This is a genomic window from Geomonas paludis, from assembly GCF_014193585.1.
Taxonomy (GTDB): Bacteria; Desulfobacterota; Desulfuromonadia; order Geobacterales; family Geobacteraceae; genus Geomonas; species Geomonas paludis.
This window is the reverse complement of the sequence record NZ_BLXY01000002.1, coordinates 293,616-309,649: the sequence shown is the minus strand read 5'-3', so window position 1 is coordinate 309,649 and position 16,034 is coordinate 293,616. Positions and strand designations below refer to the sequence as shown.

The 16,034-nt window shown below is 63.1% G+C and carries 12 protein-coding genes and 2 tRNA genes; 7 read left to right on the top strand and 7 right to left on the bottom strand.

Annotated elements, in window-relative coordinates; genetic code table 11:
• Window positions 1-51: 51 nt before the first annotated feature.
• The 6 genes from H7687_RS06960 (at window position 52) to H7687_RS06935 (ending at window position 8,566) form a co-directional block, all read left to right on the top strand.
• A complete protein-coding gene (locus H7687_RS06960; protein WP_183346336.1) occupies window positions 52-1,917 on the top strand; it encodes a GAF domain-containing protein in 1,866 nt (621 codons plus the stop codon).
• Entirely contained in the window at window positions 1,899-4,064 is a 2,166-nt protein-coding gene (locus H7687_RS06955) for an HlyD family efflux transporter periplasmic adaptor subunit (RefSeq protein ID WP_246404670.1), read from the top strand. The genes H7687_RS06960 and H7687_RS06955 overlap by 19 nt, the downstream gene beginning before the upstream one ends.
• Before the next feature lie 8 nt (window positions 4,065-4,072).
• The gene (locus H7687_RS06950) at window positions 4,073-6,061 is read left to right on the top strand and encodes a preprotein translocase subunit SecA (RefSeq protein WP_183346335.1); all 1,989 of its coding nucleotides are present in this window, start codon (window positions 4,073-4,075) and stop codon (window positions 6,059-6,061) included.
• A gap of 9 nt (window positions 6,062-6,070) precedes the next feature.
• Window positions 6,071-6,799 (top strand): efflux RND transporter periplasmic adaptor subunit, encoded by a 729-nt coding sequence (locus tag H7687_RS06945; protein WP_183346334.1) that lies wholly within the window; start codon window positions 6,071-6,073, stop codon window positions 6,797-6,799.
• Between the two features lie 166 nt (window positions 6,800-6,965).
• Window positions 6,966-8,105, top strand: a complete 1,140-nt coding sequence (locus H7687_RS06940; RefSeq protein WP_183346333.1) for a cysteine desulfurase family protein — start codon at window positions 6,966-6,968, stop codon at window positions 8,103-8,105.
• Window positions 8,102-8,566: a GNAT family N-acetyltransferase gene (locus tag H7687_RS06935; RefSeq protein ID WP_183346332.1), complete on the top strand. Its 465-nt coding sequence runs from the start codon at window positions 8,102-8,104 to the stop codon at window positions 8,564-8,566. The genes H7687_RS06940 and H7687_RS06935 overlap by 4 nt, the downstream gene beginning before the upstream one ends.
• 6 nt (window positions 8,567-8,572) lie before the next feature.
• On the opposite strand, the gene H7687_RS06930 is transcribed toward H7687_RS06935, so the two are convergent.
• A complete protein-coding gene (locus H7687_RS06930; RefSeq protein WP_183346331.1) occupies window positions 8,573-9,064 on the bottom strand; it encodes a DinB family protein in 492 nt (163 codons plus the stop codon).
• Window positions 9,065-9,200: 136 nt separating this feature from the next.
• Here H7687_RS06930 and H7687_RS06925 point away from each other — a divergent pair, with 136 nt between their 5' ends.
• A complete protein-coding gene (locus tag H7687_RS06925) occupies window positions 9,201-9,491 on the top strand; it encodes a cytochrome c3 family protein (RefSeq protein ID WP_183346330.1) in 291 nt (96 codons plus the stop codon).
• Between the two features lie 410 nt (window positions 9,492-9,901).
• Here the strand turns inward: H7687_RS06925 and H7687_RS06920 are convergent, their stop codons facing one another.
• The 6 genes from H7687_RS06920 to H7687_RS06895 form a co-directional block, all read right to left on the bottom strand.
• On the bottom strand, window positions 9,902-11,419 hold the full coding sequence (locus H7687_RS06920; RefSeq protein WP_183346329.1) for a sensor histidine kinase: 1,518 nt from the start codon (window positions 11,417-11,419) through the stop codon (window positions 9,902-9,904).
• Between the two features lies 1 nt (window position 11,420).
• The gene (locus H7687_RS06915) at window positions 11,421-13,859 is read right to left on the bottom strand and encodes a PAS domain-containing sensor histidine kinase (protein WP_183346328.1); all 2,439 of its coding nucleotides are present in this window, start codon (window positions 13,857-13,859) and stop codon (window positions 11,421-11,423) included.
• Between the two features lie 269 nt (window positions 13,860-14,128).
• Window positions 14,129-14,431, bottom strand: a complete 303-nt coding sequence (locus H7687_RS06910) for a hypothetical protein (RefSeq protein WP_183346327.1) — start codon at window positions 14,429-14,431, stop codon at window positions 14,129-14,131.
• A 155-nt stretch (window positions 14,432-14,586) separates the two neighbouring features.
• Window positions 14,587-14,662, bottom strand: a tRNA-Ala gene (locus H7687_RS06905).
• A 64-nt stretch (window positions 14,663-14,726) separates the two neighbouring features.
• Window positions 14,727-14,813: transfer RNA gene (locus tag H7687_RS06900), tRNA-Leu, on the bottom strand.
• A gap of 163 nt (window positions 14,814-14,976) precedes the next feature.
• The gene (locus H7687_RS06895; RefSeq protein WP_183346326.1) at window positions 14,977-15,465 is read right to left on the bottom strand and encodes a ferritin-like domain-containing protein; all 489 of its coding nucleotides are present in this window, start codon (window positions 15,463-15,465) and stop codon (window positions 14,977-14,979) included.
• Window positions 15,466-16,034 lie beyond the last annotated feature (569 nt).

Sequence of the window (16,034 nt, the reverse complement as noted above, 5' to 3'; positions counted from 1 at the left end):
AGCCCCGTACCCCATGGTACGGGCATTGTGCACACGGAATAACCAACCCAAATGGCACACTTCTCTGACAATACCGAACCGCGGGGGGGGCTCGCCGGCGCCTTTCCCGAACTGTGGGCCCGCTTTCGGGATGCCGGCGGCGTCGAGTACCTTCAGCACTGGCTCGCCCTGCAGTGTTCGCTGATTGAGACGACGGTGCAGGGGATACTGGTGCTGAAGGGGGGCGACGGTGCATACCAGCCGGTTGCGGTGTGGCCCGATTCCTCCGGCGCAGCCGAGGGGCTCGTCGAGATGTGCGAGGCATCCGTGGAGCAGCGCTGCGGCCTGATCTCCGAATTGCCTCCCCCCCCGGCTGCAACGGCCGGCCACCCTTGCTACGCCGTGTCGTACCCTGTCTTTGCCGACCAGGAGCTGGTGGCCGTCGTCGCCCTGGAGGTGACCGCAGCCGCCAGGAGCGAGCTGGCCCACTGCATGGAACAGCTCCAGTGGGGCGTCTCATGGCTGGAGCTGGACCGCCTGCGCGGCAAGGTCGCCCGGAACCAGCGCCAGTGTTCGCTGGGGGAGCTGTCCCTCGACCTCCTTGCGGCTGTTGTGGCCGAGGAGCGTTTCGCGGCGGCCTGCATGGTGTTCGTCACGGAGCTGGCCACGCGGATGAAATGCGACCGGGTGAGCCTCGGCTTCATACGGAAGCGCCACGTTGCCCTGGAGGCGATCTCCCACAGCGCCGGCTTCGCGAAGGAGATGAACCTGGTGCGCCTGATATCCGGCGCCATGGAGGAGGCCGTGCTGCAGGGGGGCGAGGTGGCGTACCCGCTCCCGCCGGGGGCGAGGCTCATGGTGACGCGCGCTCACGAGGAACTTTCAAGGGGGCAGCACGGGGAGAGCATCCTCACCATCCCGCTGCACGCCCGGGGGCGCTACCGCGGCGCCCTCACACTGGAGCGGCCGTCGGAGCTCCCCTTTGAGGAGGCCGACCTCCGCCTTTGCAGCGGGATTTTCGCCCTGGTGGCGCCGATCCTGGAGGCGCGGCGGCTCAACGACCGGCCGTTGGCCCGCGCCGCCGCGGACTCGCTCGTCACGCAACTGGAGCGGCTCTTCGGCCCGGGGCGAATCGCCCGCAAACTGTCCGTCCTTACCCTGTTGGCTGCGGCGTTGCTGCTGGCCAACGCCACCGGAAACTACCGGGTCACCGCGCCGACCACCGTGGAACCTTCGGTGCGCAGGGCGGTCGTTTCCCCCTTCAACGGGTACGTCAACTCCGCCGCGGTCCGGGCCGGAGAGGTGGTCAGGAAGGGGGGCGTGCTCTGCACGCTGGACGGCAGAGATCTCATCCTCGAGCAGGTGAAGTGGGTCAACCAGCAAACCCAGTACCAGCGCCAGCGTCAGGAGGCCGTCGCCTCAGGGGAGTGGGCCAAGGCCAACATCATTGCCTCCCAACTCGACCAGGGCCGGGCCCAGCTCGACCTGGTGCGGAACCAGCTCAGGCGGACTGCGCTGACGGCGCCCTTCGACGGGGTGGTGGTGAGCGGCGACCTGAGCCAGAGGGTCGGGGGGGCGGTGGGGCAGGGGGAGTTGCTGTTCGAGATCGCTCCCCTGAACGCCTATCGCGTGGTTCTCCAGGTGGACGAGTACCGGATCGCCGAGGTCCGGGCCGGGCAGCGGGGGACCATGCTCCTCCCTGCCCTCCCGGGGGTGAGCTTCCCGTTCGTGGTCGAAAGGATAACCCCCGTATCCGCCCAGAAGGATGGGAAGAACTACTTCCGGGTCGAAGCCGCGCTGACGGCAGGTTCGCCGATGCTGCGCCCGGGGATGGAAGGGGTCGGCAAGGTATCCATCGGCCGGCGCCTGCTCGTTTCCATCTGGTCCCGAGATGTGACGGACTGGGCGCGCATGAAGCTGTGGCAGTGGTGGCCCTAGTGGAGGGGCAGGGGGAGCGGCATCTCTACAGCCAGTCCTGGTATCGGGTGGCGCCCCTGAGGCCCCGTCTGCGAAGCCACATCCACGTGCAGAGGCAGGTGTTCCGGGATCGGGAGTGGTACGTGCTCCACGATCGCTGCACGGGGCGATTTCACCGGGTGTCGCCGGAGGCATACTTCCTGGTCGCCCTCATGGACGGCAAGCGCACCATGTCCGAAATCTGGGAGGCCGCCGCGGCCCGTCTCGGGGACCGGCTGCCGACCCAGGATGAGACCATCGCGTTGATGGCGCAGCTCCATGACAACGTCGGGCTGCAATGCGACCTCCCCCCGGACATGACCGCTCTGAGCGCGCGCAGCCTGCGTGCCAGGCGGGACAGATGGTTCAGCCGTCTCTCCTCACCCACCTCGCAGCGCCTTCCGCTGTTCGATCCGGACCGGTTCCTCGACCGCACGCGCTTTCTGGTCGCACCGCTGGTCAACTGGCGGGGAGGGGTGCTCTGGCTCTCGGTGGTGCTCTACGGATTGCTCCAGGCGTGCGTGCACTGGAACGAGTTGACAGCCAACGTGACGGACCGGGTGCTGACCCTGGAAAACGTGGTGGCTCTCTCACTGCTCTATCCGGCGTTCAAGGTTTTCCACGAGTTGGGACACGCCTACGCCGTGAAGCATTGGGGGGGCGAGGTGCATGAGATGGGGGTGATGCTGCTGGTCTTCATCCCCGTCCCCTATGTCGACGCCACCGCCTCGTATCGCTTCCGTGACAAGAGCAAACGGATGCTGGTGGGAGCGGCCGGGATCCTGGTGGAGCTGTTTCTGGCCGCCGTCGGAGTCATCATCTGGCTCAGCGCGGAACCGGGTGCCGTGCGGTCGGCGGCCTACAACATGATGCTGATCGGATTTGTCTCCACGCTCCTTGTCAACGCCAACCCGCTGGTCCGCTACGACGCCTACTACGTCCTGGCGGATTTCCTGGAGATTCCCAACCTTTACTCCCGCAGCGGTGAATACCTGGGCAATCTGCTCCAACGCAGGTTCCTTGGCATGAGCGCACTCCCCTCCACCGCCGCAAGCGCCGGGGAGGCGCGCTGGCTTTTGCTGTACGGCGTCCTTTCCTCGCTGTACCGCCTTTTCATCATGGCCGCCATCCTGCTGTTCCTGGCCGGGAAGTCTCGCTACCTCGGGGTGTTGATGCTGCTCTGGTCGCTTCCCTTTTTGGTCCTGCGTCCTCTGGTGAGGATCATGGGGAGCGTCAGGTCGGCCACGTGGCGCCTCGGTTCACGCATGACGGCGGTGGGGGTGGGGGGAGGCGCGCTGCTGCTGGCCCTGGTTGCGGTGCCGGTGCCCGTGTTTACCGTGGTGGAGGGGGTGGTGATCGCACCGGCGGATGCGCAGGTTACAGCCGGTGCCGACGGTTTCGTCGCGCGGCTGCTTGCGGAGCCCAACGCGACGGTTGAGCGGGGGCGCCCCCTGGTGCTGTGCGAGGCGGGAAAGCTGGAGAAAGAAGTCGGGGTCCTCAGGGGGCGCCTGGCTGAGACCCAGGCGCGATACCGGGTCAGCCTGGTCACCGACCGGGTGGAGGCCGGGGTGCTCAGCGAGGAGATGGGCAAGGCGAGGGCGGAGCTGGGGCGGGCCAGGGAGCGCGTTGCCGGGCTCGTGGTGCGCAGCCCCGCCGACGGCGTCTACATCTTTCCCCTCGCCGGCGACCTCCCGGGGCGCTTTGTGAACAAAGGGGACGCGCTGGGACAGGTCGTTGACTTCTCCAAGGCCACCGTGAGGATCGTCGTCGGGCAGGACGATGTGGATTGGGTCCGTAACAGGACCACGAAGGTAGAGGCGAGGCTCGCGAGTGATCTCTCGATCGTGCTGCCGGCCAAAGTGGTGCGGGAGGTCCCTGCTGCTTCCACGGAACTGCCGAGCCTGGCCCTGAGCCTGAACGGTGGCGGCGGTATTGCCCTCGCCCCCACCCAAAGCGACAAGCCCCTCGCCTTCAGGCAGAACTTTCAGTTCGACGTGGACCTGGCGGGCGCCCACCTGAAGCGCATAGGGGAGCGGGCATTCGTCCGCTTCCAGCATGATCCGGAGCCGGTGGCGACGAGGCTTTATCGCAACCTCCGCCGGGTGCTGATCAAGAGATTCGAATCCTAGGACCTTTCATGCTGAATGATCTCCTCAACCACCCGCCTGCTACCCATGACCTTCGTCCCGAAAAGCCTGAACTCTGTCCGGGAGCCCTGGAGGCGGTCTTGGGGGGCGCCGCCGGGGTCGTGGCAAGAAGGTGGCGTTCCCGCCTTGGCCCTTTGAACAGGATCCTTCCCATGGTCGAGAGGCACGCGGCGACGCTGGGGCAGAAAAGCGACCCCGAACTGAAGCGCGAGGCCTCCCTGCTGCGGCTTGAATTGCGCCGCCAGGGCTTCACCGATGCGCTGGTCGGACGCGCCTTCGCACTGGTGCGCGAGGTCTCCGGAAGGACGCTGGGAAAAAGGCACTACAACGTCCAGTTGCTGGGAGGCTTTGCCCTGCTCAAGGGTATGGTCGCCGAGATGGAAACCGGCGAGGGGAAGACGCTCGCCGCGACCCTCGCTGCCGCAACGGCCGCCCTCGCCGGGGTGCCGGTTCACGTCCTGACCGTTAACGATTACCTGACCGGGCGGGATGCAGGCGAGATGGGCCCTGTCTACCGCGCCCTCGGGCTCAGCGTGGGGTGCGTCGTCCACGAGGTCCCCGTCGAGTCGCGCCGGCGCCAGTATCTGAGCGACATCACCTACTGCACCAACAAGGAGGTGGTCTTTGATTATCTTCGGGACAGGCTGACCTTGAAGGCAACAGGGACGGGCGCCCTGCGTTTGCAGGTGGAGCATCTTTACCGCACGGCCCCCTGCGGGGACGCCCTCTTGCTGCGCGGCCTGCACTACGCCATCGCTGACGAGGCGGACAGCCTTCTGATCGACGAGGCGAGGACCCCGCTGGTGATTTCCGGCTCGGGCTTGCATCGGGAGGATGTTGAGGTCCTGAGGGGCGTGCTCGAGTTCGCCCGGACCCTGGCGGAGGGAGGGGAGTTCACCGTCCACCCCACCACGCGCGAGGTTCACATCACGCCGGCCGGAGAGCGTAAGCTGCATCTATTGGAGCTCCCCCCGGGGACCAGGGGGACGGCCGCCTTGCGCAAGGGCGAACTGGTGCGCCGGGCGATCGCGGCGTTGCACCGCTATCAACCGGACAGGGAGTACCTGGTGCGCAACGGGAAGGTGCACATAATCGACACCCATACCGGAAGGGTGATGCCGGACCGCAGCTGGGACCAGGGACTGCAGCAGTTGATCGAGATAAAGGAGGGGTGCGAGGTGAGCTCGCAGCAGGAGACGGTCGCCAGGATGAGCTTCCAAAGCTTCTTCAGGCGCTACCTGCACCTCGCCGGTATGACCGGAACCGCCGGCGAGGTTGTGGGGGAGCTGTGGTCGGTGTACCGATTGCCGGTGGTGCGCCTTCCGACCCGTTGCCCCTCGCGGCGCACGCTCCTCCCGGACCGGATCTTCTATGATCGCGAGCAACGGGACCGCTTCCTCCTCGATCGGGTGGCCGAACTCCGCAGGGGGGGGCGTCCGGTGCTTATCGGCACCGCTTCCGTTGCCGCGTCCGAAGGGGTAAGCAGGGTTCTCGGGGGGGAAGGCATCCCCCATGCAGTGCTCAACGCCAAAAACGATGCAGAGGAGGCCGCCATCGTGGCAAGGGCGGGGGAGAGCTGCGCCATAACCGTCGCCACCAACATGGCGGGTCGCGGCACCGACATAAAGCTCGCCGCGGGCGTAGCCGAGGTGGGGGGGCTGCACGTGATCCTCACGGAACTGCATGATGCGGCGCGGGTCGACCGGCAACTGCGCGGACGATGCGCGCGCCAGGGCGATCCCGGCAGCTGCCAGACGCTCACGGTGCTGGATGACTCCGTCCTGGTCAAGGCAGGAGGAACGGCGTCCCTGCTCCTGAGACTTCTGCCGGCAGGAACCGGCCTGTGGGAACTTGTCGCCGGACGGGTACTGCTGCGCATGCAGAAGGAAACGGAGCGGCTCCACCAGAGGCTAAGAAGGGAACTATTACATCGGGATGTCCAGACGAGAGGGCTCCTGTCATTGTCACAGGAGCAATAGGAGGACATGATGAAGGTCAGGGTTTTCGTTGTCGGGATTTGCGCTCTCCTCTTCCTGGCCGGTATATCGGCAGCGTCTGCTGTCGAGGAATTCGAGGGGGTGATCTATCCCAGCGAGGTGGTCAAAGTCAGCAGCTCCGCTGCCGGCATCCTGGAGGAGGTAACGGTCGAGCGCGGTGACCTGGTCAGGAAAGGGCAGGTGCTCGCGCGCCTGAAGTCAGGCCAGGAAAGGGCCGCGCGCGATCTGGCCCTCGCCAACGTGGAATTTCTCAGACGGAAAATGGAAAGGAACGCGGGTCTGGTCAGAAAAAAGCTGGTCTCCGCCAATGAAAACGACGAGCTGGAGACGGACCTCCGGAAAGCCCAACTGCAGCTCGAGGAACTAGAGGAGAAGCTCAAGTCAAGGACCGTAGTAAGCACCATCGATGGCGTGGTCACCGAGAGACTCATGGCGCCTGGCGATTACGTAGGCGAAGCGCCTATCTTCAAGCTGGCCTGCCTCGACCCGCTCAGGGTCGATGTCGTGATACCTGTGCGTAGTTTCGGGCTGGTGAAGCGGGGGATGAGGGCTGAGATCAGGCCGGAGGCGCCGGTCGGCGGAAGGTATTATGGCAGGGTTGCCATAGTAGACAAGGTGGTCGATGCAGCAAGCAGTACCTTTATGGCCCGGGTTGATGTCGCAAACCCGTCCATGCAGGTCCCCTCCGGCCTCAGGTGCCGAGTCCGGTTTCTGAGGTAGCCCCGCCATGTGAAACGGGCGCTCAAGGAGCCGACCCGGCGCTCATGCCGTCAGCCACACAAACCTCGGTAAAGTCTTGCCTCTGGGCTTCTTTTGCATTATCGTCAGTCATCCTGCGCCAGGCGGCGCAATAGCGGCAACATCAGCAAAGACACCCGAGGAACCAATGGACCCCATCTATCTCGACTACAACGCGACCACCCCGGTCGACCCGGCGGTGGTGGACGAGCTGATCCCGTTTCTCACCGCGCACTTCGGCAACCCTTCCAGCAACCACCCTTACGGCAGGACCGGCAAGGAGGCGGTGGAACTGGCGCGGGGGAGGGTGGCAACGGCACTTGGCTGCACCCCCGGCGAGGTGATCTTCACCAGCGGCGGCACCGAGTCCGACAACCAGGCCCTGATCGGCACCGCCTTCGCCAACCGGGAGCGCGGCAACCACATCATCACCTCTGCGGTGGAGCACCCCGCGGTGCTCAAGCCGCTGCGCTGGCTGGAGGAGCAGGGCTTCGCCGTGACCTACCTGCCGGTGGACGGCGCGGGGATGGTCGATCCGGCTGAGGTGCGCCAAGCGATCACCGCCCAGACGATCCTGGTCAGCATCATGCACGCCAACAACGAGGTCGGCTCGATCCAGCCCCTCCCGGAGATCAGCACCATCACCAGGGAACGCGGCGTCCTTCTGCACAGCGACGCGGCTCAGTCGGTGGGGAAGGTGCCGACCCTGGTGGACCAGCTCGGGGTGGACCTGCTCACGGTTGCCGGACACAAGCTCTACGCTCCCAAAGGCGTCGGCGCCCTCTACATCCGCAACGGCGTGCGCGTGGCGCCCTACCTGCACGGGGCGGGGCATGAAGCGGGCCTGCGGGCCGGGACCGAGAATGTCCCCTACATGGCGGCCCTGGGCAAGGCGATGCAGCTGGCAGCGGAGCGCATTGCGGCGGGCGAACCGGGCAAGGTACAGGCCCTGCGGGATCGGCTGCACGCGCAACTGCAGGAGCAGGCGGGCGGGGTGGTCCTGAACGGGCCGGAAAAGGAGCGGCTGCCCAACACGCTGAACGTAAGCTTCGACGGCGTGGTGGGGGCGGACCTCCTGGCTCGTCTTCCGGAGATCGCGGCCTCGACCGGTTCCGCCTGCCACGACGGGAAAGGTGAGCTCTCGGGCGTCCTGAAGGCGATGGGTCTTTCCCGGGCGCAGGGGTTCGGGGCGGTGCGCCTGAGCCTGGGCCGCCTCACCAGCGCCGAGGAGGTGGACCGTGCCGCCGCTCTCATCGCCGCCAAGGTGAAGGAGATCCGCGCCTCGTGAACATTACCCGTGCCGGCCGCAACGATGCCGCCGAAATACTGGCTCTGCAAAAGACTGCCTACGTGAGCGAGGCGGCCATCTACCAGGACTGGTCCATCCCGCCGCTCACCCAGACCCTGGAAGAGCTGGCCGACAGCTTCTCGGTGAACACGGTCCTCAAGGCAGTCGAGGACGGCAGGATCGTGGGGTCGGTAAACGGGAGGATGAGCAAGGGGCGCTGCCTCATCGGCCGCCTGATGGTGCACCCGGAACGGCAGGGGAGGGGGATCGGGGCGGCCCTGATGCGGGCCATCGAGGGCGCCTTTCCCGAAGCCTCCTGTTATCGTCTCTTCACCGGCGAGAGGAGCGACAGCAACATCCGCCTGTACCGCAAGCTCGGGTACGAGATTTACGCACGGAAGGAGGTGCCCGGCAGCTTCGCCATCGTGTTCATGGAAAAGCCGGCCGGACACCGCTCTTAGCGCCGGTTAGGCCAGCTGGGTCAGGTAGGCGTCCCTGGTCAGCCAGAGCTCTTCCATCCGGTACATGTGCCAGTGATCGTGCATGAGGATGTGCCTGGTGAGGATGTACAGCGAGTACGCCTCGTACTCCGGGTGGGTCCCCGTCCTGCGCCACGTTTTTTCGTCCAGCCCTTTCAATAGCTCCAACTGCTTGATGCGGCAGCCTTCAAACTGGTCCAAAGCCGCCGTCATTTCCATCCGCGCCGGTGTGTCCGGTTCCTCTTCCCCTTGCCCGGGAAGGTACGGGACGAACTCGGGATGCTCCTCCTTCAGAAAACGTTCGATCCGCTGCAGCAGCATCGGCTGCACCCCTGCCAGGTGGCTCACATGTTCGGCTATGGTCCAGAAACCGTCGCCTCTTCTGAGATCCAGCTTCTGCTCGGGGATGCTCTCGACGAAGCGGGACAAGATGCTGGGTGCCCGCTTGAGTGAGTCGAGCAGATCGGGAATGTCGCGCATTGCTTCCTCCTTTGTGCCTGATCGGCAGTCCGCCCTGTGGGCTCGGTACCTAATTCATTGACTTTGACTTGGAAAGGTACTAGATACTGTCGCTATGAGCAACTGTGTTGTGCACTGATTGATGGAGGAGAATGTTATGAAATGGATTGTGGTGCCGGCGGTCATTGCCGGCGTGGCAGGAGTGGCCTTTGCCGGCATCAACGAAAGGATGGAGTTCCCCAACAAGAAGGGGACCGTCGTCTTCGCACACAAAAAGCACGAGAAGTTGGCCGACATGGACTGCAGCGTCTGTCACGAAGGGGAGGTGGGCGCCATCAGGACCTTCGGCAAGGCCTATGCCCATCGGATCTGCATCGGGTGTCATCAGCCCGAAGCCGGCAAGATGGAAGGTCCCGTCGCCTGCGAAGGGTGCCATCAGACCTCCTGAGCCGCGCAGTAAATCAAAAAGGATCAAATTGATCTTTTTATGTTGACTTGTACCGCCGCGGCGGTGTATGAGTAGATAACTTCTATTTCGGGAAAGGAGATCATGGCAATGTGGACCTCTAAGTTTGCTATTCGCCCTGTATCGCACTGCAAAGAAGGTTGCAGTATGTGGCCCGTCTTTAACGAGGCGGGCGTCCCTTAGCCAAAAAGCCCCGGCAGCAATGCCGGGGCTTTTTGTATTTCAAGCTGCGCGGCAGAAGGGACAGGCTCCGTCAGGTGCCTGTCCCTGTAGCGGAACGCTCCTTTCAGCTTGGCCGCCTTCCCCACGCAGTAAGGGGACTGGCACCTGGCGGAGCCAGTCCCCCTTCTCTGGCGACGCCTGCCATAGAGGGATTAGTTCGTCAGCCGGGTTCATGGGAGCGAGAAGTAGAAGGTGGCTCCCTTGTCCGGTTCGCCTTCCGCCCAAACCTCGCCTCCGTGCCGTTTGATGATCCTCTCCACCGTCGCCAGCCCGATACCGAAACCTCCCCGCCGCTGTGCCCCCGGCAGGCGCCGGAAGGGGACGAAGATCTCCTTGGTCTGCTCCGCGTCGAAGCCGATGCCGTTGTCCCTGACATAAAAAACGACCTTGCCTTCATGCACGCTGCTGCCGAATTCGATCGCCGTCTCGTCGCGCTGGGCTGTGTATTTCCAGGCGTTGCCGAGCAGGTTTGCCAGGACCGCCCTGAGCAACTGTCCGTCCCCCTGTGCCGATAATCCCGGTGCGATGACGAACCTCGCCTGCCGCTGCGGTTCCGAGCGCGCCAGTTCGGCCGCAATTTCCTCCGCTTCGCGGCTGAGATCGACGCTTTCCCGCTTCGGTTCCACGTGCGCCATTTCCGCGAATTCGAGCAGGGCGGTGACCAGCTTGTTCATCTTCACCGTCCCCTCGTAGGCCTTTTGCAGGAACTCGCGGCACTCTTCGTTGACCGCCTTGCCGCAGGTCATGCTGACGGCCTGGCAGTAGCCGCTGATCAGGTTCAACGGTTGGCGCAGGTCGTGGGCGACCGTGTAGTTGAAGGCGGTGAGATCGCGGTTGGCGCTCTCCAGTTCCTCCGCCCGTGCGGACAGGGCGCGGTTCAGGTCGGCGATGCGACCCTCCAGAAGCTTGCGTTCCGTTATGTCGTCGACGATGGCGACCATGAAGGTGTCCTTGCCGGCATGGTCCTGCACCATGGAGACGGTCAGCGAGGCCCAAACGACGACCCCGTCGTGGACGTAGCGCTTTTCCAGGGAGTAGCTGCGCTTTTCGCCTGCCAGCAGGAGTTCATGGTGGCTGCGGCACGCCGGCAGGTCGTCGGGATGGGTGAAGTCGTAGATGGTGGCCGGTGCGGTGCCGCTGCTGCATCCTGCGATGTCGCAGTATTTGTCGTTGATGCGCAGGAAGGTGCCGTCCAGGGCGACGTGTCCCACTCCGACGGCGGCCTGGTCGAAGGTGGCCTGGAGACGTTGCTCGCTTTGCCGCAGCCGCTCGTTTTGCTCGCTGAACCGATGCTTCAACTCCCTCACCTTGATGATCCTGGTCAGCGCGGTGAGCAGCTTCGAGAAGTTGACCGGTTTGAAAACGTAGTTGCTGAAGCCGAGCTCGATGGCGCGCACCAGGAAGCTGGTATCGCTGTAGGCGCTCACCGCGATCAGGTCGACCTCCTGGTCCATCTCCCGGATGTGCGCGGCCATGGTGAGACCGTCCATGACCGGCATCCGGATGTCCGTCACCACGACCTGCGGCCGGTGCTCCTTGAACAGTGCGAGTCCCTCCGCCCCGTCAGCCGCGATGATGATCCTGATGTGGGGATGTTCCTCGCTCAGCAGATTCCCGATCAGCTCCCTGGGCTCGGCCTCGTCCTCCACGTACAGGATGCTCGTTACCCGCTCTCTGGCAGTAGGCATGTCATACCTCGATTGTGAATTCAGCGCCGCGGTCGGTGTTGCGTGCGGTCAGTTTGCCGCCCATGCTCTTCTCTATGATCGACTTGGACATGAACAGGCCGATGCCGGTCCCCTTGCCGGGGTCCTTGGTGGTGAAGTAGGGATCGAAGATCCTGTCCAGGACGTCTGCCGCGATGCCTCCCCCGTTGTCCGAGATGGTCACCACGCTTTTGTCGCCGTCGCTGTTGATGCTGATGGCGATCTCCGCATCGGAGATCCGTTTCTCGCGCAGCGCATCGCGTGCGTTGACCAGGATGTTGATCACCACCTGTGCATATTCGTTGCGGTAGCCGTCCGCGAAGACCGGCTCGGCCGGGGCGTGCACTGTCACCGCGACCCCCTGCAGGCTTTCCCTCACCATCGACACCGCATTGGCAATGACGTCGCCCACGTCGAAGGAGAGCTTGGTCTTGTCCGGGTTCAGGTAGGCGGAGAAGTCTTCGATGGTCTTGGACATGTGTTCGATAAGCTCCGTGCCGCGGCTTACGCTTTTTCGCACCACCTCCACGGACAGCGTACCCCGTTCGTAGCTGCGGGCGAGGTTCTGCAGGATGAGCCCGAGCACGTTGAGGGGCTGGCGCCACTGGTGCGAGATGTTGACCAGCATCTCCCCCATGGCGGCCAGCCGGTTTTGCTGCATCAGCATCTGTTCCCTGACCCTCAGTTCCTCCACCGCCCGTACCCGCTCTTCGGTTTCGCTTCTCAGGTGCTGCAGGGCGCGCTTTAGTTCCTCGGTCCGCTCCTGGACCCTTATTTCCAGGCTGTTTCTGGCCTGGCGCACCTCTTCTTCTGCCCGCTTGCGCTCGGTGATGTCCAGGACGAAGCCGACCCCTTCCTCTGGCGCCTCAGGAAGGGTGGCCGCGCCGATCAGGATCGGGACCCTGGTGCCGTCGCTGCGCAGAAACTCCTTTTCGTAGGGGGTGTCCAGGCCGGTGGCCCGCAGCTCGTCCAGGGCATGCTGGTCCAGCGCGTCGAACTCGGGCGGGGTCAGATCGCTCCACTTTATCGTGCCCGCTTCCAGTTCGGCCCGGCTCCTCCCCAGCATCTGCAGGAAGGCGTCGTTGGCGTCCAGGATGTCCCCGCGCATGTTCCAGTAGATCAGGCCGATCATTCCCGAATCGAAGATCCGGCGCAGGCGGGCCTCCGCTTTCTTGGGTTCGGTGATATCGAGCGTGGCGCCGATGACCCGCGTTGGCGCTCCGGTCCGGTCGAAAAATACCTGTCCCCTCGCCATGAGCCAGCGTTCCTTGCCGTCCTGGATGCCGATGGCGCGGTACTCCGCCCGGTAGGAGCCGTCCCCGTCGGGTTGCAGTGCCTTTTTGAGCGCCTCCTGTGCCTGCGCGCGGTCCTCCGGGTGCAGTGACGAGGTGAACAGTTCGTAGCTTTCCGCTGCCTCCGGCGCCAGTCCGAAGTTTTTCTTGGCCTGCTCGGACCAGGTCACCTTCCCTGTTTGCGGTTCGAACTCAAAGGTCCCCAGCCCGGTGGCGTTGATCGCCATCTGCAGGGTGGCCTCGTTGTAGCGCAGCTTTTCCTCGCTATGCGCCAGTTCCTCGGACCGCTTGGCGAGCTCCTGGCTTTTTTCCTGCTCCATGCGCGCCAGTTCCACGTAGTCGGAAAGGAGACCGAACAGCATGACCAGTGCGCCGAGCACCACGATGTTGCGCCCGAGATAGAAGGGGAGGTTGAACCAGTTCGCGCCCAGCGCGTTCATGGTGACCGACGAGGTGGCGGCCAGCTGCGAGAACGCGGTGTAGGCGAAGAGACGGTCTCCGGTATCGAGGTAGGTGGCAGTGGCGGACACCGCGCCTGCGAAAAGCATCGCCGCCAGGAACAAGAGCAGGGCGACCTCCGCCTCGGTGAACCTGCCGGCTATCACCATGACCGGGAGCGCGTAATCGAGCGTCACTACGGCAATCGCGGCCAGAATGACGGCTCCGACTGCTGTCACCGCCAGTATCCAGGCGGAACGCCTGTCACGGGGAACCGGACTGTGCGGGGCGGCTATGATGCAGGCGGCCAGGGTCGTCATCTGCAGGTTCACCAACCAGGGGGAGACGCTGGGGAGGGTCTCGATGATGCCCCGGTTTCCCGGCAGGGTCGGGAATACCAGCAGGCGGAAAATGGAAAAGATGGAGTGGGCCAGGTAGGCGATCCCGATCCAGAAGGGGGCCGGGTATCTCAGGACCTGGTGCCGCCCCAGCGCGAGGAAGGCGACACAGAAGGAGCAAAGGGCGACGAAGGTATGCACCGTCGGCAGATACCACGACACTACTTCATACCTGGTTGCCGGGGTAAAGAGATAGACCACGACGTTGAGCAGGCCGAGCAGGGCGGCAACAACGACTATCACTGCATAGAGGGGCCGGTCCGGCCTGATGAAGATACGGCTCCGGAAGTTCACAGTAATCCGCCTGTTGGTAACGAGAGTTGTGATCGGTGACTGAGATATCGTTTGGCTGATTGTTTGAGAAAATTAAAACGTGGTAATTATATCCTCGCTGAGGAGGGTGGCAATGTGCTGAGAGTCAATGGTGTCAGTAGCAAGGGGAGGAGGACCGAAGGAGCGATGTGACGGGAGAGCGGTACAAACGGGAGAACGGTACGGACGGGACCGGTGCGTGAAAAAGCGGGATGCTTTCCGGAAACATCCCGCTTATGGAGCAGATAGTGTCATCGCCTTACCCTGGGGGGCGGCGTCGCCGTCAAGGCCGCTCCCTCGGTGGGGTCCCGTTCCGCCGTGTGTTGCGCCCACCGCTCGTGCACCGGTGCCGTCAGGGCGACGTCCGGACCTTCGGCGGGGTCCCGCCCCGGGGTGAAGTCCTCGGAGATGCTTGAGCGCATGCTTGATACCTTTTCTTCGTCGGGGATCGAGGCTGCTTTCGCCAGGTGTTGGCCGCCGATGGAACCCTGGTGTTTGCGGTCCAACTCCGCCGTTGGGTTGGCGTGTCTGAATTGATGACCGTGTTTTTTCATGGTAGACCTCCCGGGTCCGCCTCCTGAACCTGTCATGCCATCGCACCCCTTGATTTTACGCCAATTTGCCTCCCCGTTGGGCAATATCCTGCCGCGTCCTCTTCAGGCACAAAAAAAACGGGGCCCGGCATGTGCCGGACCCCGTTTCTGGTTGATGGTGGAGCTGATCAGGATCGAACTGACGACCTCTTGAATGCCATTCAAGCGCTCTCCCAACTGAGCTACAGCCCCAATGTTTCTCGCGGATCGAAGGAAGAAAAAAGAGGTTAGGCTAACGCCCAACCTCTTGATCTTTTGGTGCCGAAGACTGGAATCGAACCAGCACACCCTTGCGAGTACTAGAACCTGAATCTAGCGCGTCTACCAATTCCGCCACTCCGGCTTGCGAGAGACCTACTTATAGCAAAGGAGCCGCTTCCGTGCAAGAAAAAAATGCCTGAATGATTATCTTTTTTTGCCCGGCGGCATAAATTATTAAAAAACCGAGGGAAGCAAAAGGGGGGCTCGCGCCCCCCTTGGTATGACCGGTTTATCCAGCTACTCTGTTACTCCCTGACGTAGGTATCCATGTCCGATTCGTCGACCATTGCCATGATTCTCGCGTACTCGGCCTCGATGGTCAGGAAGTGGTTGTGGGTCTCGTTGGCGTTCCACAGGAAGATTTCCTTGATGGCGGGGTCGGAGATCCTGTTTGCCGTTTCGCGCAGGGCATTCTCCAGGTGGGTCTCCTTGTCCATCGCGTACTCCAGGGCCTTCTGCTCAGTGAAGTCGGAGTCGATGGCCTTCTGGATCGAAGTCACCCAAAGCGCCTCGTTTTGCGGCGGGGCGGTAATGAACTCCTCGAAGGAGCCAAGGTCGTTGCCGTGATAGGCCTTGAAGAACTGTGCAGCGTGTTCCTTCTCTTCACGTGCCAGCTGTTCGAACAGCCGCTTGGCTTCCGCATCCTTCATATGCTGTGCGCCGATCTGGTAGAAGTTCATCGCGTTCTTTTCAGTTTGTATGGCCTGTTTCAGTGCGTCTTGCGTGTCTTTCATTCACACCTCCTGTACCCTCGAATATCATTAAAGTGGTTGGTGTAAACATTATATGGGGTGTTATTTGGTTGTCAACTGGACCGCTTTGACTTGGCAATGCCAGTGGGGAAGGGGGGGGCGGCGGCGAATAAGCAAGATGAGCGGCGTGTAATACGTCGTGGCACAAGATCAAACGGTGACGCAACGGATCAGTCGTTGGTGCAACGGGAATTGCCTGACTATGCCAGTTGCTGAGAGAAAAGGGCGCGCGAGAAAAGAGCAGGGTGTCTTGGTCCAACTATACCAACCACCGGGGCGAGTTGCCACGAGCTCGTGATAAGTTGTCACCTGCTCGTGACAAGTTGTCACCTGCTCGTGACAAGTTGTCACCTGCGCATGACAACTTGTCACCTGCGCATGACAACTTGTCACCTGCGCATGATAACTTGTCGCCTGCGCATGACAACTTGTCACCTGCGCATGACAACTTGTCACCTGCGCATGACAACTTGTCACCTGCACATGACAACTTGTCACCTGCGCATGACAACTTGTCACCCGCTCATGACAACTTGTCACCTACGCATGAT

Coding starts and splice junctions, on each gene's coding strand:
- H7687_RS06960 (WP_183346336.1), top strand. CDS start 52: ATGGCACACTTCTCTGACAATACCGAACCGCGGGGGGGGCTCGCCGGC.
- H7687_RS06950 (WP_183346335.1), top strand. CDS start 4,073: ATGCTGAATGATCTCCTCAACCACCCGCCTGCTACCCATGACCTTCGT.
- H7687_RS06945 (WP_183346334.1), top strand. CDS start 6,071: ATGAAGGTCAGGGTTTTCGTTGTCGGGATTTGCGCTCTCCTCTTCCTG.
- H7687_RS06940 (WP_183346333.1), top strand. CDS start 6,966: ATGGACCCCATCTATCTCGACTACAACGCGACCACCCCGGTCGACCCG.
- H7687_RS06930 (WP_183346331.1), bottom strand. CDS start 9,064: ATGCGCGACATTCCCGATCTGCTCGACTCACTCAAGCGGGCACCCAGC.
- H7687_RS06925 (WP_183346330.1), top strand. CDS start 9,201: ATGAAATGGATTGTGGTGCCGGCGGTCATTGCCGGCGTGGCAGGAGTG.
- H7687_RS06920 (WP_183346329.1), bottom strand. CDS start 11,419: ATGCCTACTGCCAGAGAGCGGGTAACGAGCATCCTGTACGTGGAGGAC.
- H7687_RS06910 (WP_183346327.1), bottom strand. CDS start 14,431: ATGAAAAAACACGGTCATCAATTCAGACACGCCAACCCAACGGCGGAG.
- H7687_RS06895 (WP_183346326.1), bottom strand. CDS start 15,465: ATGAAAGACACGCAAGACGCACTGAAACAGGCCATACAAACTGAAAAG.